The organism is Vibrio sp. 779(2023), from assembly GCF_033344285.1.
GTDB classification, from domain to species: Bacteria; Pseudomonadota; Gammaproteobacteria; order Enterobacterales; family Vibrionaceae; genus Vibrio; species Vibrio alginolyticus.
Map to the genome: position 1 here is coordinate 54907 of NZ_JAWPOM010000023.1, position 17317 is coordinate 72223.

At 46.5% G+C, this 17317-nt stretch carries 16 protein-coding genes; 8 read left to right on the forward strand and 8 right to left on the reverse strand.

The features are described from left to right. Window positions 1-39: 39 nt before the first annotated feature. Entirely contained in the window at window positions 40-582 is a 543-nt protein-coding gene (locus tag R8O70_RS21210) for a carboxymuconolactone decarboxylase family protein (protein ID WP_005374097.1), read from the reverse strand. Window positions 583-693: 111 nt separating this feature from the next. Here R8O70_RS21210 and R8O70_RS21215 point away from each other — a divergent pair, with 111 nt between their 5' ends. Then, entirely contained in the window at window positions 694-1296 is a 603-nt protein-coding gene (locus R8O70_RS21215; protein ID WP_005384344.1) for a TetR/AcrR family transcriptional regulator, read from the forward strand. Window positions 1297-1447: 151 nt separating this feature from the next. Here R8O70_RS21215 and R8O70_RS21220 read toward each other — a convergent pair whose 3' ends face one another. Beyond that, entirely contained in the window at window positions 1448-2704 is a 1257-nt protein-coding gene (locus tag R8O70_RS21220; protein ID WP_318184346.1) for an SGNH/GDSL hydrolase family protein, read from the reverse strand. A gap of 466 nt (window positions 2705-3170) precedes the next feature. Between R8O70_RS21220 and R8O70_RS21225 the strand changes: the two genes are divergently transcribed. Further along, complete coding sequence (locus R8O70_RS21225) at window positions 3171-5201, forward strand: S8 family serine peptidase (RefSeq protein WP_005374094.1); 2031 nt, start codon at window positions 3171-3173, stop codon at window positions 5199-5201. Window positions 5202-5210: 9 nt separating this feature from the next. Further along, window positions 5211-5573, forward strand: coding sequence for an ATPase (locus tag R8O70_RS21230; RefSeq protein ID WP_258624682.1), 363 nt, complete (start codon window positions 5211-5213; stop codon window positions 5571-5573). 204 nt (window positions 5574-5777) lie between these two features. Here R8O70_RS21230 and R8O70_RS21235 read toward each other — a convergent pair whose 3' ends face one another. The 3 genes from R8O70_RS21235 to R8O70_RS21245 are packed head-to-tail and all read right to left on the reverse strand — an operon-like array spanning window position 5778 to window position 7834. Further along, entirely contained in the window at window positions 5778-7034 is a 1257-nt protein-coding gene (locus R8O70_RS21235; RefSeq protein WP_005384349.1) for a PTS ascorbate transporter subunit IIC, read from the reverse strand. A gap of 9 nt (window positions 7035-7043) precedes the next feature. Continuing rightward, complete coding sequence (locus tag R8O70_RS21240) at window positions 7044-7331, reverse strand: PTS sugar transporter subunit IIB (protein WP_005374080.1); 288 nt, start codon at window positions 7329-7331, stop codon at window positions 7044-7046. A 59-nt stretch (window positions 7332-7390) separates the two neighbouring features. Then, complete coding sequence (locus tag R8O70_RS21245; RefSeq protein ID WP_318184347.1) at window positions 7391-7834, reverse strand: PTS sugar transporter subunit IIA; 444 nt, start codon at window positions 7832-7834, stop codon at window positions 7391-7393. A gap of 248 nt (window positions 7835-8082) precedes the next feature. Between R8O70_RS21245 and R8O70_RS21250 the strand changes: the two genes are divergently transcribed. Beyond that, the gene (locus tag R8O70_RS21250; protein WP_005442357.1) at window positions 8083-9111 is read left to right on the forward strand and encodes a LacI family DNA-binding transcriptional regulator; all 1029 of its coding nucleotides are present in this window, start codon (window positions 8083-8085) and stop codon (window positions 9109-9111) included. 85 nt (window positions 9112-9196) lie between these two features. On the opposite strand, the gene phnX is transcribed toward R8O70_RS21250, so the two are convergent. From phnX to phnW, 3 genes are all read right to left on the reverse strand, one after another. Beyond that, entirely contained in the window at window positions 9197-10012 is an 816-nt protein-coding gene (gene phnX / locus R8O70_RS21255; RefSeq protein WP_042523361.1) for a phosphonoacetaldehyde hydrolase, read from the reverse strand. Between the two features lie 79 nt (window positions 10013-10091). Further along, window positions 10092-11471 (reverse strand): aspartate aminotransferase family protein, encoded by a 1380-nt coding sequence (locus R8O70_RS21260; RefSeq protein WP_318184348.1) that lies wholly within the window; start codon window positions 11469-11471, stop codon window positions 10092-10094. A gap of 26 nt (window positions 11472-11497) precedes the next feature. Continuing rightward, window positions 11498-12601, reverse strand: a complete 1104-nt coding sequence (gene phnW / locus R8O70_RS21265) for a 2-aminoethylphosphonate--pyruvate transaminase (RefSeq protein ID WP_064376693.1) — start codon at window positions 12599-12601, stop codon at window positions 11498-11500. 266 nt (window positions 12602-12867) lie between these two features. On the opposite strand from phnW, the gene R8O70_RS21270 reads away from it, so the two are divergent. From R8O70_RS21270 to R8O70_RS21285, 4 genes are all read left to right on the forward strand, one after another. Further along, the gene (locus R8O70_RS21270) at window positions 12868-13878 is read left to right on the forward strand and encodes a putative 2-aminoethylphosphonate ABC transporter substrate-binding protein (RefSeq protein WP_318184349.1); all 1011 of its coding nucleotides are present in this window, start codon (window positions 12868-12870) and stop codon (window positions 13876-13878) included. A 324-nt stretch (window positions 13879-14202) separates the two neighbouring features. After that, window positions 14203-15309 (forward strand): putative 2-aminoethylphosphonate ABC transporter ATP-binding protein, encoded by a 1107-nt coding sequence (locus R8O70_RS21275; protein WP_009705055.1) that lies wholly within the window; start codon window positions 14203-14205, stop codon window positions 15307-15309. Window positions 15310-15317: 8 nt separating this feature from the next. Then, entirely contained in the window at window positions 15318-17042 is a 1725-nt protein-coding gene (locus R8O70_RS21280; protein ID WP_318184351.1) for a putative 2-aminoethylphosphonate ABC transporter permease subunit, read from the forward strand. 9 nt (window positions 17043-17051) lie between these two features. Next, window positions 17052-17317: GntR family transcriptional regulator (locus R8O70_RS21285; RefSeq protein WP_318184352.1), on the forward strand; the 266-nt coding region annotated here is incomplete at its 3' end.

The following is a 17317-nucleotide window of genomic DNA, read 5'->3' on the forward strand; positions in this document are numbered from 1 at the left end:
TACTGGTCCCATGAATGGGACCAGTAATAAAAGCTTAAGTTACTTGGCGAACTTCTTGAAAGGTGCATCAACCGGGGTGTCAGCTAGGTGATTGGTGTAGTTACTCATCACTTTTTGCGCTAGACCAAGTACAATTTCAAGCAGTTGCTGCTGTCCGTAACCTGCCGCAAAGAATTTCTCTATCTGAGACTCTTCCACTACACCACGTTGACGCACCATTTGAAGCGTTGTTTCTCGTAGTGTTTCAAGTTTTTCGTCTGCCAATGGTGTTTGGTTGACGAGAGCATCAACAATCTCCTGATCCACTTTCATTGACGCCGCGATCGCACTATGAGCAGGAACGCAATAGTGACAACCATGTTCAACGTTGATGGTTTGCCATACGACGGTCAATTCTTCTGCGTTAAATGATGTTTGTTGAAAGAGCTCATGCACAACTTGATAACCCTCAAGCAAGGTTGGCGCTTCAGCCATAACAGCATGAAGATTTGGTAGCATGCCAAACGCTTTGACTGAATTTTCAATCAGGTGCTTTGATCCTTCGGGTGCGTTTTCTGCGGTATACAGTTTAAATTCTGCCATGTTTAAATCTCCTGTAATTGGATATGAGCGGATTAGGCAAGAACAGGATAGTTGATTTTGAGCGGTCGCTCAATATAAAATTGAGCATATGTTCAAAATTGATAATTGCTCATGGCGAATACAAAGAAATTCCAACGTGACGAAGTGGTGAAAGCCGCCTCGGATCTATTCTGGAAGAAAGGTTTTCATGCAACATCTACACGTGATTTACAAGATAGCGTGAATCTGCGTCCTGGAAGTATTTATGCGACGTTTGGGTCAAAAGAGGGGCTATATTGTGAAGCGCTAAAAATGTACGTTGCGAACTTACAAGCCCTGTTTGAGTTGCATTTAGCTCAGAACACAACGGTTCTAGATGCAATAGAAGCTTTCGCGATTGATGTGGTTATCAATCAGCGAGACTCCAATCCCAGTGAAGTGTGCATGTTAGTCAAATCAGCAAGTGAATTTGCTGAGGATTTTAATGCGCTGCGCAATCAAACAAACAGCTTAGCAAACCAATTTGAATCTTTTCTTGCAAAGCTGTTTGAGCGAGCAATCGAGAATGGCGAAATTGAAGCCCAGGATACATTGCTTCTTGCTCAGTTGTTCCAGGTTCAGTTTACGGGTATACGAGCCTACTCATACCGCAGTGATGATGAAACCTTAAAGACGTTGATCTCTATTATGGTGAACAGCTTCCGCGGTAACGTACCAAAACAGAACGCTGAATGAGACTGCTCAAAGTCAACGTCTCTAAATCAACGGCTTGAAGTAAGCGAGCTCAAATAAACCCATTATCGGGGGTCGATATCGATAAAAAATGACCACGAAGCATCGTGGTCATTTTTATGCAGATTAACTTGCAATGAACAACAACGGCTTATTAAAAGCGAAACTCTTCTAAGTTATTGCTGCTTTCTAACATTTTTTCAGCCACATAACGATGCGTTGCTGTGGTTGGGTGAGTCACATCCCAGAACACGAACTTATCTGCGCCAGATGCTGCACATTCAGAACGTAATGAGTGAGTGTACATGTAGTCAACAGAGGATGAACGGTTGATGTCTAAGCAAGGGCCGCTTGCATTTACGAAACCGTGTTCTTCTGGTACCGAGGTTAACTTCTCAAACAGTGCGTGTGTATCAAACAATGCGATGTTGTAGCCTTGGGCTTTGTAGTACATCGCTTGTGCTTTGATGAACTCGTTCATCTTCAATACTTTCGCACGAATCGTTTCAATTTCTTCCTGTGTTGAGTATTTGAACTGTGGTGCTTTGGTTGCATCTGGCAGTGTCATCAACATGAAGTTCTTCGCGCCAGCGTCTGTTAAACGAATCAGAGCTTCAGCGTAATCCGCTTTTACTTCCGGCACGCTACGGTTGTAGTTCATGAAGTCATTTAAACCAAACTCTAACGTAAACAATGTGTTAGCAGGGTTGTAGTTCTTCGCCAGCTTTGTGTAGGTTAAGTAAGAAGAAACTTGTTCGCCGACACCAGTTAGCGCGATGTATTGGTTTTCACCTGCTGCGCCACCAACTGCCCAGTTGTATAGCGGTAAGTTTTTGGCTTTAGCAACGTATTCCGTCCAAACAAAACCGTTTGAGAAGTGACCCAAGAACCAGCTATTCGGGTTAGGAAAGCGCCATTGGGACGCGTTAAAGATGTTGCCTGTATCAGACAAGCTATCGCCTAAAGCCACTACTTTGTTTATCTGATCTGGTTGCATTGCAGCATCATTGCTCCAGATCGTGTGGTTATAAGAATAACGATTGTCGGCAGCAAAAAATGTAATGTCTGCGTTCTCGTTCGCTAGATCTAGTGTTTCTTCACAACGCTGACGAATTACGTTTTGTGAGGTATTGGTGTAGAACATGTTTTTAAATGAAACAGAGCTCCACCAATAGCCATCGATAGTGAAGTCACTACCATCTTGGTTTTTTGCCCATTTCCAATCGGTAGCCGCATCGTCCTTAGAGTGGCTCGTACGATACCAGCATCGAACGTACGTATAAGTTTGATTTTCTTGCGCGCTAACCACTTCAGCCGCAGAAACCATTGCTGGTGATAAAGTTGGCTCCTCAGCAATGGCGGAGGCAAGCGGAAGTAATGCAGTTAATAGTGTGATTGTTTTTTTCATCATTCACTCTTCTTGTAATGGTTATTGTTCCGAATGCGTGAATACGCTCGGCTATAACAGTATTTAGATGAGAATTTTTCTCACTAAACCTTCTAATTCTGAGTAAATGCTCAAGACAGTCAACAACTAAATATTCAATATTTCAGTTTTGGCACCACGGTCAAAAAATCCATTCAGCATAGCAATCGATTAAATGGGTGATATTTAGAATAATTACTCACTAACATTAATTTAACATTCACTTTTTGTTAATTAAGTAATTGCTTTATAAGGTTTTGTTGGTGATTTTTAATGTTAACTTAAAGTGTTTATTGAATGATCTTTTGTACAAATTTGTATATTCATGAAACAAATTGTTTGGCATTTTTGCTCTGTAAACTATAGCTGAAGCTCTCATGCAAACATCATGATGATGACTTTTCATGAGAATATAGTGAATAAAAATTAGCTCAAATAAGGAATAGGGCAAATGCACTACACAACAAGTAAAAAACAAGGCTTATTTTCGTTGTCTGCCGTAGCAATAGCACTGACCACTTCGATGTCAGCGTTTGCGGCTCCACCAATGGGATTTGATGAATCTAAGTTACCGACGAAGTACATCGTCAAATTCAAAGAAGATGCAGTCAGCCGTTCTTCAATGGGTGGTAACTCATTCTGGGGGCCACGAATCGCGCAGGAGTCTGTTCTAGAACAGGTGAAGGCACGTAAGGTGGAAAAACTAGGCAATCGCGCCATTTACAGCGTTGAATTGGATGGCGATGACTTAGAGCCGCTTCGCAATCGTAGTGATGTGGAATACGTGGAAGTCGATCCACCTCGCTATTTGCTCAGCGAAACGACCCCATGGGGATATGAAGCGGTTAATGCTCAACTGCTAGCTGACTTCAATGCGGGTAATCGCACTGTATGTATTATCGATTCAGGGTACGACATTTCGCACAACGACCTAAGCGGTAACCGCGTTGCTGGTACTAACGATAGTGGTACGGGATCATGGAGTGATCCGGGTAACAACAATGCCCACGGTACTCACGTCGCGGGTACGATTGCTGCGATTGCCAACACCGAAGGTGTAAAGGGTGTGATGCCAAACCAGAATGTTAATTTGCACATCGTGAAAGTATTTAACGAATCGGGTTGGGGTTACTCATCTGGGCTTGTTAAAGCTATCCAGACCTGTGCCGATAATGGTGCTAACGTTGTGAACATGAGCCTTGGTGGTAGTCAATCAAGCCGAACTGAGCAAAATGCACTGCAAAATATTTACGATCAAGGCGTTCTATTGATCGCCGCTGCGGGTAATGATGGCAATACAGCGCACAGCTATCCAGCTTCTTATGACTCAGTGATGTCTGTTGCGGCTGTTGATAATCAAAATGATCATGCAGCGTTCTCACAATCTACTAATCAAGTTGAGATCTCAGGCCCGGGTGTGGCGATCTTATCAACGGTTACGGTAGGTGAAGGTAAACTTTCTGATATTACCTTGAATGGTGTCAGTCAGTTTGATCGTGGGATTGTTCCTCACAATCGTTTGATCAATAACGGTTCTTCGTATGTTCCGGATCCAATCGCGGGTTCAGTAACGGCAACGCTAGATAGCTGTGATGTCTCTGGCGGTAACTTTAACTGTGGTGATATGTCGGGCAAAATTTGTTTGACTGAGCGTATCGGCAACCAGTCTTCAGGAAACTACCCTGAAGTAGATGCGGTTCAGGCTTGTTACAATGCGGGTGCGCGAGCTGCAATCGTGTACAGCAACTCTGAACTACCTGGTTTACAAAACCCTTTCTTGGTAGACACAAACAACGCTTATCGTATGGTTTCGGTAACGGTTGATCGTGCATTTGGTCAAGAGCTATTGGGGTATGTTGGTCAGGAAATTACTGTTGCAACAACCTCTGGTGAAGATTACGAGTACTACAATGGTACATCAATGGCGACACCGCACGTAACGGGCGTAGCTGGCTTGGTGTGGAGTTACCACCCAACCTGTACAGCAGCGCAAGTACGTAATGCCCTAGTGAAAACTGCAACAGATATTGATGTTGCTGGTCGAGACAACCGTACTGGCCACGGCCTAGTTAATGCTGAAGCGGCGAAGCTGTTCTTGGACGCTGGCTGTAATGGACCTGATGGTGGTAGCTCTTCGGACTCTAGCTTCTCAAATACCAGCCCTGTTGCGATTCCAGATAATAAATCTTCTGGCGCAATCAGTGCAGTAGAAGTCGATCGCTCTGGTGATTCAGGCACAGTAAGTATTGACGTTGATATTAGCCACACTTACATCGGTGATCTACGAGTGACTTTAACGTCACCGACTGGTGGAGAAGTTGTACTTCACAATAATACTGGCGGCAGCGCTAACGATATAAAAAACACGTTCCAAGCGGATTTTTCTGGTTTTGAATCGCAAGGTACATGGGAACTTAAAGCGGTGGACAATGCCAGAAGAGACACAGGCACCATCAACAGTTGGACTCTGACCTTTCAATAAGGAGTGACTATGAAGAAGTTGACCTTACTTTCTTTGTCTGCGGTAGGCGCTACCGCACTATTTGCAATCGGACTGAGCTCAAGCAGCTTGGCAAACAATCAAGGATTTCCTCTCGTGGATGAACGCCAAGATCAAGCCGAGCAGCAACCTGCACGTTACTTTGTTAAGTATCATGAAGGGAAAGAGAGCGAAGTGAGAGCGCTTCTTCGTCAGCACAACATTGAAGTGGTCGACGCTCTGGTGAAACAACACGTGTTGGTTGTGGTGGGTGAACTGGCGGAAGTCGATAAGCTCGCGGAACATGATGTGGTCGAATACACCGAGCAAGAGCCGACAAGAAAGCTGCTATCTAACGGAACTACGCTTCAATAAGCCAAACTTTCTAAGATAGTACCAAAAAGAAAAACGCCCCTCACGTGAGGGGCGTTTGCTTTCTTTCTACGATTGCTTTCTATGACTGGTTTCTTTTAAAGCCAGTCGCTTGCTATGACTAGAGACTCTTTAGGATTGATGCCGATGAGCCTATTCCCGAATCAATCAAGTCAGTTATCAGCTAGTCATATTCAGACTAACTATTTAGCGAACAATCAGACCCAGTAGGATACCAACAGCGCCGAAGTCTGCGTCACTGAAGGTCGTGTTAGCAAAGCCTAGGTCACCAAGTACTGGCATTAGGAATACTGGTAGGAAAGTAATCAGTAGACCTTGTGCAAAAGCACCCAAGATTGCACCGCGACGACCACCTGTAGCGTTACCAAATACACCTGCAGCAGCACCCACGAAGAAGTGTGGAACAACACCAGGGATAATCACAGTGAGCCCCATTACGTAAAGTAAGAACATGCCCAAAAGACCCGCCGCAAAGCTCGATAGGAAACCAACCAATACTGCGTTTGGTGCGTATGGGAATACAACCGGACAATCAAGCGCAGGTTTCGCGTTTGGTACTAGTTTGTCTGAGATGCCTTTAAACGCCGGAACGATTTCTGCGATAACCATACGTACACCTTGAAGGATAACGTACACACCACCGGCGAATGTGATGGATTGCATTAGCGCGAACATGAACCAGTGCTTACCACCGCTAACTTCGCGTACAAAGTCACCGCCAGCAAAGATACACGTCACCATAAAGATGATGCCCATGGTGAACGAGATTGCTACAGGCGTATCACGTAGGAACAACAAGCTCTTAGGTACGTTCATCTCTTCAGTAGAGTGTTCTTTGTTACCGAACTTGCTGCCAATAAAGCCCGCTAGTACGTAAGAAAGGGTAGAGAAGTGACCAATCGCAACGTCGTCAGAACCTGTTACTTGCTTCATGTACTTGTGAGCAATCGCAGGGAAGAACACCATCACAGAGCCCACAACCAGAGAGCCAAGCGCGATCAGTGGAACACCTTTCATGCCGCTAGAAGCAAGGATCGCCGCTACCATCATCGACATAAATAGAGTGTGGTGACCTGTTAGGAAGATGAATTTCCATGGCGTGAAGCGAGCGATCAAGATGTTCACTAACATACCGAAGAACATGATCATCGCCATCTCTTTACCAAACGCTTCTTGCGCGATAGAGACGATAGCTTCGTTGTTTGGAACCACGCCAGTGATGCCGAACGCGTGTTGGAAAATCGTCGCAAAGTCACCCAGAGAAGTCACAACCAGACCCGCACCCGCACCAAGCACGATGAAACCAAGAATGGTTTTTACCGTGCCTTTAATGCACTCGGTGACCGGTTTTTTCTGGGCAATTAAGCCGATTAGGGCGATAAGACCTACCAGAACCGCCGGCTCTGATAGGACATCGTTCATTAAGAAACTGAAAAATTCCATAACGCCACCTTATAGAGCGCCAAGCTCTTGAAGTGCCACAGATAGACGCTCTTTCATTGCCACTTTGTCGACCATGTTATCAAGCGCAACGATGCGTGGTTCAACGCCAAGTGCGTTCAACTGTTCAACGATGTCGTTAGTACCGATGAAGATGTCACAATCCGTACCTTTTGCAGAACCTAGATCGATATGATCCACTTCTGCGTTTACATTCAATTCTTTCACGATGCCTTTGATGCTCATTTCCATCATTAGGCTAGTACCAAGACCGTGACCGCAAACAACCATAATTTTCATAATTCAGACCTTTTCTTTTTATAGGGGTGTATGCCCATTTTTTAAGGGCACATCAGGAGTTAGTATTGCTCGATGATCGCGAGAACATCTTGTGTGTTTTGAGCGGTGCAGATGGCTTCTACATGCTCTTCATTCATAAACAACTCTGCCAGTTTAGAAATCGCATCCACGTGCGAGTTACTGTCTGTCGCGGCTAGCGTAACCAGCATTTTTACTGGATCGTTACCTTCAGAATCGAAGTTCACGCCGTTTTGAATCACCGTGATGGCAAGAGACAAACGGTTAACGCCATCTTCAGGGCGAGCGTGTGGCATTGCCATACCAGGACCTACCACGTAGTAAGGACCGAGCTCTTCGTGTGAGCGGTAAATAGCGTCCACGTAGCATGGCTCAATCGCGCCATTTTCAATCAGTGCTTCACAGGATTTGCTCACCGCATCTTTCCAGTCAGTAGCATCAGAATGGATGCGAATCACATCAGAGGTAATCAGTTCACGTAGCATTGGATCTTTCCGGTTTGTTGTTTTGTTGATGGGTACTTTATCGATCAATTTGTCAGAAAAACCTGAGAATGATCACAAATGGTAGCGCTATCTGATAGCGCTATCATAAATTGTGATAGCGCTACCATTTTTATCAGTCATCCGAGTTTCATATGCTTGCGATCGACTTCTAATGCGCTAATATCAAAACCACTAAAACGCTGTGGTAAGATGTCGCGGCAGAAAATAGAGAACACTAAATAAGAACAATGAGCGAACCTCGCAAACGAAGAAGTACTGGCAATGTCACCTTGGCGGACGTCGCTAAAAAAGCCGGCGTAGGCACCATGACGGTGTCGCGAGCATTACGAACGCCCGAGCTAGTATCTGACAAGCTGAGAGAAAAGATTCAACAAGTGGTTGATGAGCTCGGCTATATCCCGAATAAAGCGGCAGGGGCTTTGGCGTCTGCTGAAAGTTACTCCATCGCTCTTATCATTCCTTCCTTGTTTGAAAAAGCGTGCGCGCTTTTCTTACCGAGCTTTCAACAAGCGTTGAACAAAGCGGGTTATCAGTTGCTGCTTGGCTACAGCGACTATTCGGTAGAACAAGAAGAGAAACTGCTTTCGACATTTCTTGAGAGCCGCCCAGCGGGAGTGGTGCTGTTTGGTAATGAACACAGCCAACGTACTAATCAGCTTTTGGAAGCCTCGAACACGCCAGTATTGGAAATTGCTGAGTTAAGTTCGAAAGCCAGTTATCTCAATATCGGTGTTGACCATTTTGAGGTGGGCAAAGCCTGCACCAAACACGTGATTGAACAAGGCTTTAAGAACGTGGGTTTCATTGGTGCGCGTGGCGATCACTCCACTTTGCAACGTAAGCTACACGGTTGGCAAAGCGCGATGATTGAGAACTACCTTGCACCGGACCATTTCTTAACCACCCACGAAGCGCCATCTTCACAATTAGGTGCGGAAGGGTTGGCAAAGTTATTGCTGCGCGATTCAAGTTTGAATGCTCTGGTATGTAGCCATGAAGAGATTGCGATTGGCGCGTTGTTTGAGTGTCATCGCCGAGTGCTGAAAGTCCCGACTGACATTGCGATTATCTGTTTGGAAGGCTCTTCTATGGGTGAGCACGCCTACCCAAGTTTGACCTGTGCGGAATTCGATTACGAACGTATGGGGACGAAAGCCGCAGACAAGTTACTGCAAGCCATTAAAGGTGAGCCTGTAGAACATGCAACGGACATGGGCTTTAAGCTAAAACGCCGAGCGAGTACTGCGATCAACTAACCTCATTTGGTTAGAAACTAATACGTGATACAAAAAACCTCTCGATGCTGAGAGGTTTTTTATGCGTGAGAATAGTGACTGTCGACTAAGGACGCTCACCTGCTGCTAGGCGACGTTCGATATCTGCAACCACTTCTGGGAAGTCAGCGATCGTATCGATAAGGTAGTGCGGCGAGCTCTTGAGCAATTTTGCACGCGCTTTTTCACGAGCGGCATCAAGCGTTGCTTCGTCCGCGGCTTGGTATTCTTCAAACGTTAGACCTGCTTCGTTACCAGAAAGCAGCAAACCAACGGTCCACATACCTGCGTTGTGACCTTCATCGATGCCCGGTGCGGCGTCATCCACTTTGATACACGCATTAACATCGGTAACATTCAGCTCAATCACGTTTTTCAGTGCCATAAATGGTGCTGGGCGACCACCTTGCGGCAGGTCATCCGTTGCTACTACGTAATCCGGTTTGTAGCCGTAATCCGCAGCCACAGGAATCAGCACATCCATCACTTCGCGAGGGTAACCAGAACAAGAACCGATCTTGATGCCTTTGTCTTTCAGACCGTTCACAACTTCAATCGCATTAAGGATTGGCTCTGCGTGGTCAGCCACTTTTGCTTTTTGCAGCGGCATGAATGCTGCGTAGATAGCGTCGATGTCTTCGCTGGTCATTGAGCGACCAAACTTCTCATTCCAACGCTTATCAACGGCAGGAATACGACCCACTGCTTGGATGTGATCCCACTTACCAAGCCCCATTGGTTCACGCGCTTCCTCAAGGTCGATTTCAAAATCAAAGCCTTGTTTGAATGCTTCCACAAAGATGCTGGTTGGCGCAAAAGAGCCGAAATCGACGATAGTGCCAGCCCAGTCAAAGATCACTGCTTGAATTGGTGAGTTGCTCATGTTCAATCCTTTTTCTTGCTTGCCAGAGCGCTTGCCTACACGTTGGAACCGCGCTCTGGATAAATTGGTTTTGTTGAGGTCAGAAGTAGTTAAAGTCTTTACACACTTTGGCGATGGCTTCTTCGAAGATCGCCAACGCTTCTGTCAGTTGTTCGCGAGTGATGATCAGCGGTGGGCTGAGTTGAATCACGTTACCTTGCGATACCTTGAAACTCACTCCGTTGTTGAGGCATTGGTACAACACAGCTTCCGCTTCGTCATACGCGCGTGCTTTGCTTTCGTGGTCAGTGACCAAATCAATGCCCCATAACATGCCGATGCCACGTACATCGCCAATCACAGGGTACTTGGCTTTCATCTCTAGCAGCTTTTCACGCATAAACTGGCTGTCGGCTTTGGCTTTATCTAGCAAGCCGTCTTGCTCAATGGCTTCCATGGCTGCCAGTGCTGCAGCACAACCGATAGGGCTTTTCTCATGAGTGTAGTGACCCATGGATATTTGCTCGGCGGTGTTGTATTTGTCTTTGGTTACCATGGCTGCGATAGGCACTAAGCCACCACCCAAACCTTTACCGATGCAGAGCATATCTGGCTCGATGTCGTAGGCTTGGTAGGTAAACCATTCACCGCTGCGACCCATACCGTTAGGGATGTCGTCGATGATCAGCATGACATTGTGTTTGTCACAGATTTCGCCGATGCGTTTCCAGTAGGCTTTACTCGGCACTTGTACGTCGGTATTACGAACCGCTTCTGCGATAAACGCGCCCACGCCACCTTCTTTCTCAATCACGTATTCAAGGTAGTCGGCATAATGCACATCGCTACCGTCGGCGACTGGAAAAGCGCCTCGGTAAGACACTGCTGGTGGAATGCGTTCAACACCTGCCATTAATGGTCCCATGCCTTGGCGGAAACACGCTTCGCCACCTACTGAGATGGCATCCAACGATGCGCCGTGGAAGGAATCCCACAGAGACACCACCTTGTAGTTGCCCGTGATGTGGCGCGCTAGTTTAAGTGCCATGCCAACCGCAGATGTGCCACCCGGAGCAAACAGCACGCGATTCAATTCGCCGCCACAGATTTGGGTGAGTTTTTCGGCACATTCAATCGCGGTCTCGTTGGTAAAACGACGCGGTGAAAACGGCAGTTTGGCAATTTGCTCTTGCACACGTTTAATCACATGCGGATGACCATAGCCCAACTGGTGGACGTTATTACCATGGAAATCCATGTACTTTTTGCCGGTAGCATCTTGGATATAGATGCCTTCTGCCGCTTCCAATGTATCTAAGCAAGGCGTTGACATGGCTTGATGAAGAAAGACCTCCGAATCACGCTTCAGTAATGCTTGCGTGCGCTCGTCGTCCATCGATGCGTTCCAAGCTTGGCGCGCTGGTGTCGTGTTGACATCGCCTTCGCTGCGGAAATGGGTCGGTTTGATATTCTGAGTCATAACGCTCTCTCAATCAGAAGGCTGCTTTACGCAACTTGCCAGTACATTGCTTTTTCAATTGCACCGATTAAGCGCTCGATATCAGCTGGGTAAACTTCGCCAATGTTGCCGATACGGAAGCAATCTGCGTTCGATACCTTACCCGGATAAATCACAAAACCTTGCTCTTTTAAACGTGTGTAGAACGCTTTGAACTGGTAATCACTGTGCGTCGGAGAGTAGAAAGAAGTGATGATTGGCGAGTGAAGATCGTCACTCAGTAGCGGTTCAAACCCCAAAGAACGCATACCTGCAACCAGTGTTTTCTGGTTAGTTTGGTAACGGTGATGACGAGCCTCAATACCGCCTTCTTGTTCCAGCTCTAACAATGCTTGATAGAAAGCGCGAACCGTGTGCGTTGGAGACGTGAAACGCCATTTGCCGTGATTCACTTCCATGCAGTGCCACTGGTCGTAAAGGTCAAGGCTCAAAGAACGTGCCTGACCTTGGCACTTTTCTAGCTCAGTTTGTTTTGCAATCACAAAGCCAAAACCCGGTACGCCTTGAATACATTTGTTTGCAGAGCTGATCATAAAATCGATGCCTAATTCTGCAATATCGATAGGAATGCCACCAAAGCTCGACATGGCATCGAGAATCACCACTTTACCGTGTGCTTTTGCCGCAGAAGCAAACGCCTCAATTGGGTTCAGCATGCCAGTGGTTGTCTCACAGTGAACAATTGCCACGTGTGTGATCGCAGGATCCGATGCCAATGCAGTTTCCACCTCGTTCAAGTGTGGCTGTGATGTTTCGCCTGGGGAAACTACATGGCATGGAATATTTAGGTATTCAGCGATCTGAGCGATACGCGCACCGTAAGCACCGTTGTCGACAACCAACAATTTTCCATCTTTGCCAATGGCACTGCCAATCGTTGCTTCTACTGATGCGGTGCCGCTACCTTGCATTAGTACGCTGGTGTAGCCGTCTTGCTCCGTCGCCAGTTTTACAAGCTTAGTGCGGATCACTTCTACAATGTCTTTGTTGTATTCATCATCCCAAGTACACCAGTCTTTTAGCATGGCTTCACGTACTGTTTCAGAAGTAGATAGAGGACCTGGAGTCAGTAGTAGGTATTCGTTTTTCATCTCGATTTCCATTAGAATAGGCTAATTGGTCTACACCAAATTTCGAGTTAACTCTAGCGAGGAAGAAAAGGGCAGTAAATAGGCGAATGTCCAATTTCATAAAACTTTAACATCCAGAAAATGGTGGATCAATTGAACGATTATTCATCGCAAATTTTCGTAAAACTGCCATTTAATGGTCATGATTTCGTCACAAAGGCTCAGTAGGGTGTATATCGTCAACTGGTACAGACCAAATTAAAACTTGGCCAAATTAACTGGAGAAAATGATGAAAAACCGTTTGATGAAAGGATCGCTGGCTGCACTTGTCTCTCTGCTAGCTACGAATGCAATGGCAGCACAGGAAGTCACGGTTTACACCGCTTTCGAAACTGACATTCTTGCTAAATACAAGTCTGCGTTTGAGAAAGATAACCCAGATATCAAGATTAAGTGGGTTCGCGATTCCACCGGTATCATGACGGCGAAATTGCTGGCCGAAAAGAACAACCCTCAAGCGGAAGTGGTTTGGGGTCTTGCTGGATCGTCAATGGCACTGCTTAAAGATGAAGGTCTTCTTAAGCCTTACACACCAAAAGGTTTGGAAGAGCTGCACGCGAACCTAAACGACCCTCAATCAAACCAAGCTTGGTTTGGTAACGATGCGTTCTTTAACGCAGTTTGTTTCAACGAAGCGGTAGCGAAACAACTTAACCTACCGAAACCAACGTCTTGGGAAGACCTAGCAAAGCCGGTTTACAAAGGTCACATTGCAATGCCGAACCCAGCGTCTTCAGGCACTGGCTACATGCAGGTTTCTGCTTGGCTACAAAACATGGGTGAAGATCAGGCATGGAATTACATGCGTGACTTAGACAAGAACATTGCACACTACACGCACTCGGGCTCTAAGCCATGTGTTCAAGCGGGCATGGGTGAAGTGGCTATCGGTATTTCGATGGCAAGCCGCGGCGCGAAGCTGAAAACACAAGGCGCACCACTAGCGGTTATCACACCAAAAGGCATCGGCTGGGAATCAGAAGCCGTTGGTCTAGTAAAAGAGTCTGATGCAGCGAAACGTGTTGTCGACTGGTCAATCTCTAAAGCAGCAAACGAGCTTTACGTAGAAATGTATCCAGTGGTTGCACATAAAGACGTGAAAGCGACCGTTTCTAACTTCCCTAACGTTCAAGAGAACATGGCGAAGATGGACTTCGCGCAAATGGGCAGCAAGCGTGCAGAGATCTTAGCGGCTTGGTCTGAGAAGTTTGACGCGAAATCAGAGCCAAAGTCTTAATTGAATTTGCTTTGATTTGAATGTTGAAATCCACCTCGGTTGAGGTGGGTTTTTTGTTTTCTCTGTTATTTCAGAGTTTGCTGAAAGTAGATTCCTAGTCTCACCTAGGTTCGCTGGAATGACGGACTTAAGAAAGTAGGAGCTTCTATCTACACTCACAACGTCATTCTCGAGAGCGACGAAGGAGTGAGTCGGGAATCTCTAATTGTCACGTAAACAAACTTCGCTTCTCTTCATCTATTTGTCATCTTCTGGCTATAAATTTGTCATTGGAACGTAATACTCCAAAACTAAAGTTGGTATATACCATCTGGAGCGTGTGTTATGTCAACTAACCAACATTACCTAAATATCGAAAATGTAGTGAAGCAATTCGGACAGTTCACTGCATTAAAGAAGATCTCGCTAGCGATTGAAAAGGGCGAGTTTGTTTGTTTTCTTGGTCCTTCTGGCTGCGGTAAAACCACTCTGCTACGTGCCATTGCAGGTTTAGACTTGCCAACGTCTGGTGCGATTTTTCAAAACGGTCAAGAGACCACATTCCTACCACCAGAGAAGCGCGATTTCGGCATCGTATTCCAATCTTATGCGCTGTTTCCGAACCTAACTGTGCAAGAGAACATTGCGGTGGGTTTGAAAAACCAAGGTATGTCGACCAAAGAAGCGTTAGAGAAGGTGGATTACTGGCTAGAAACCATTGGTCTTCCAACCTCTGGCGAGAAATTCCCTAATCAACTTTCTGGCGGTCAACAACAGCGTGTTGCTTTGGCTCGTGCATTGGCGTTGTCTCCGGGTTTATTGTTATTGGATGAGCCGCTGTCAGCGCTGGATGCAAAAGTACGTGTTCACTTACGTGATGAGATTTGCAAGCTGCAACGTAAGCTGGGCATCACCACCATCATGGTTACGCACGATCAGGACGAGGCGCTGTCAATGGCGGATCGTATCGTGGTAATGAACCATGGTGTGATTGAGCAAGTTGGCACACCTCAAGAAATCTACCAACAACCAGCCACACGCTTTGTTGCTGAGTTTGTCGGCAGCATGAACTTTATTGAAACCTCAGCCGCAACGGATTCGCAGGTACGCATTGCAGAAACCCTGATGCCAGCGCCAAGCTTGACTAATCGTAAGATCCAACGCGGTGACCGCTTCGACCTTGCGGTGCGTCCTGAAAGCATCAAGTTCGTTGAAAACTACACCAACTCTTTACCAGTACGAGTTACCGCAACCGAGTTTCTTGGGGCGTTTTTCCGCATTGATTGCGTATTGCAAAACGACAGCTCAACGAAAACCATCGTCGTGGATGTGCCTGTGGAAACGGTTCAAAAACTCAATATCAAGGCGGGCGATGTACGTTACATCCAGTTTGCTGAAGAAGGGCTGCATGGTTACGCCGTGCCCTCGGTTGATAAAGCGCTAGCGGCGTAGGTGTAAACATGGATGCGAAGACAATGACGATGAATAGCCTGACCACACAAGACAAAGCAAAATCCTTACTCGGGCGTGTTAGCCGCGACAACCTTGTGTTGTTTGGTTTGCTCGCTGGCTTGTCGACCATGATGGTGCTGTTCATCTTAATGCCGCTTTGGGCAATGTTGACCAAGAGTGTGCAAAATGCCAATGGCGAATTTGTCGGATTGGCAAACTTTGCGACGTACTTTTCTTCTTCAAGCTTGTGGGTGTCGGTGGGTAATACCTTCACTTTGGGCGTGATTGTGACCTCGGTAGTCGGTGTGCTTGCGTTTGGTTATGCCTACGCGCTGACTCGTTCATGCATGCCGTTTAAAGGTTTGTTCCAAATCCTAGGTACTGCGCCGATTCTCGCGCCTTCGTTGCTACCAGCGATCAGTTTAATCTTCCTTTTCGGTAATCAAGGCATTGCCAAAGAGATGCTGTTAGGAAGCTCGATTTACGGCGTGATTGGTATCTCGATGGGTTTGATTTTCTGGACCTTTCCTCATGCATTGATGATTTTGACCACTTCGCTGCGCACTTCAGATGCCCGTTTGTATGAAGCAGCCCGCGCACTTAAAACCTCACCAATCAAAACTTTCTTTATGGTGACGTTACCTGCGGCGAAATACGGTTTGATCAGTACGCTTATCGTCGTCTTTACACTGGTTATCACGGACTTTGGTGTGCCGAAAGTGATTGGTGGCAGCTATAACGTTCTGGCGACTGACATCTTCAAGCAAGTTGTGGGACAGCAAAACTTTGCCATGGGTGCGGTGACCAGCATTATGCTGCTATTTCCTGCGGTAATGGCATTCGGCGCAGACCGCTGGGTACAGAAAAAGCAAAAGAGCTTATTTGACACTCGCTCGGTGCCATATCAGCCAGAACCCAACAAAGCGCGCGACAGCATTTGTTTGGTTTACTGCAGCATCATTTCTATCGCAGTGCTGGCGGTTTTGGGTATGGCGGTGTATGGCTCGTTAGTGACGTTCTGGCCTTGGAACAAAGCGTTGACGCTAAACAACTACAACTTTGCTGAAATGAGCACTTACGGTTGGAGTCCATTTTTTAACTCGCTAACGTTGGCAGGTTGGACGGCAGTTATTGGTACAGCCATCATCTTTGTCGGCGCTTACTGCATTGAGAAAGGGCGTGCGTTTGGTCCAATTCGTCAGGTGATGCAAATGCTTAGCGTGGTGCCAATGGCGGTTCCGGGTATGGTGCTTGGCTTGGGTTACATCTTTTACTTCAACGATGCGAACAATCCTCTGAACGTACTTTATGGCACCATGGCATTCTTGGTGATTAACACCGTAGTGCATTACTACACAGTGGGTCACATGACCGCCCTGACAGCGCTAAAGCAGTTGCCATCGGAGATTGAAGCCACAGCAGCATCGGTGAAGCTTCCTCAATACAAGTTGTTCTTTAAAGTGACATTACCTGTATGTTTACCTGCGATTTTGGACATTGCGACTTACTTGTTTGTTAATGCATTGACCACCACTTCTGCGGTAGTATTCCTTTACTCAACTGATACGATTCCGGCTTCGGTCTCGATTCTGAATATGGACGATGCAGGCCAAACGGGCGCAGCTGCTGCGATGGCCGTGATGATCATGATGGCAGCCGCGATTGCGAAGATCGTGCAGATGACGTTGGGGAAGTGGTTAGAAAGTCGCACTCAGGCTTGGCGTAAAAGATAAGGACACCTCGTGCAGTACGTAAAAATTAAAGATTCGATTGTTGAACAGATTGAAGCGGGCATGCTATCACCGCGTCAGAAATTGCCTGCGGAGCGCAAGTTGGCGGAGTCGTTCGACACAACCCGAGTTACGTTGCGCGAAGCGTTGTCGTTATTGGAAGCCGAAGGGAGAATTTATCGTGAAGATCGCAGAGGCTGGTTTATTTCACCTGAGCCACTACGCTACGACCCTACTCAAACACTTAATTTTCCGAACATGGCGAAAGCGCAAAATCG

Excerpts from the sequence above, each read along its gene's own strand:
- R8O70_RS21210 (WP_005374097.1), bottom strand. The coding sequence starts at position 582 with ATGGCAGAATTTAAACTGTATACCGCAGAAAACGCACCCGAAGGATCA.
- R8O70_RS21215 (WP_005384344.1), top strand. The coding sequence starts at position 694 with ATGGCGAATACAAAGAAATTCCAACGTGACGAAGTGGTGAAAGCCGCC.
- R8O70_RS21220 (WP_318184346.1), bottom strand. The coding sequence starts at position 2,704 with ATGATGAAAAAAACAATCACACTATTAACTGCATTACTTCCGCTTGCC.
- R8O70_RS21225 (WP_005374094.1), top strand. The coding sequence starts at position 3,171 with ATGCACTACACAACAAGTAAAAAACAAGGCTTATTTTCGTTGTCTGCC.
- R8O70_RS21230 (WP_258624682.1), top strand. The coding sequence starts at position 5,211 with ATGAAGAAGTTGACCTTACTTTCTTTGTCTGCGGTAGGCGCTACCGCA.
- R8O70_RS21235 (WP_005384349.1), bottom strand. The coding sequence starts at position 7,034 with ATGGAATTTTTCAGTTTCTTAATGAACGATGTCCTATCAGAGCCGGCG.
- R8O70_RS21240 (WP_005374080.1), bottom strand. The coding sequence starts at position 7,331 with ATGAAAATTATGGTTGTTTGCGGTCACGGTCTTGGTACTAGCCTAATG.
- R8O70_RS21245 (WP_318184347.1), bottom strand. The coding sequence starts at position 7,834 with ATGCTACGTGAACTGATTACCTCTGATGTGATTCGCATCCATTCTGAT.
- R8O70_RS21250 (WP_005442357.1), top strand. The coding sequence starts at position 8,083 with ATGAGCGAACCTCGCAAACGAAGAAGTACTGGCAATGTCACCTTGGCG.
- phnX (WP_042523361.1), bottom strand. The coding sequence starts at position 10,012 with ATGAGCAACTCACCAATTCAAGCAGTGATCTTTGACTGGGCTGGCACT.
- R8O70_RS21260 (WP_318184348.1), bottom strand. The coding sequence starts at position 11,471 with ATGACTCAGAATATCAAACCGACCCATTTCCGCAGCGAAGGCGATGTC.
- phnW (WP_064376693.1), bottom strand. The coding sequence starts at position 12,601 with ATGAAAAACGAATACCTACTACTGACTCCAGGTCCTCTATCTACTTCT.
- R8O70_RS21270 (WP_318184349.1), top strand. The coding sequence starts at position 12,868 with ATGATGAAAAACCGTTTGATGAAAGGATCGCTGGCTGCACTTGTCTCT.
- R8O70_RS21275 (WP_009705055.1), top strand. The coding sequence starts at position 14,203 with ATGTCAACTAACCAACATTACCTAAATATCGAAAATGTAGTGAAGCAA.
- R8O70_RS21280 (WP_318184351.1), top strand. The coding sequence starts at position 15,318 with ATGGATGCGAAGACAATGACGATGAATAGCCTGACCACACAAGACAAA.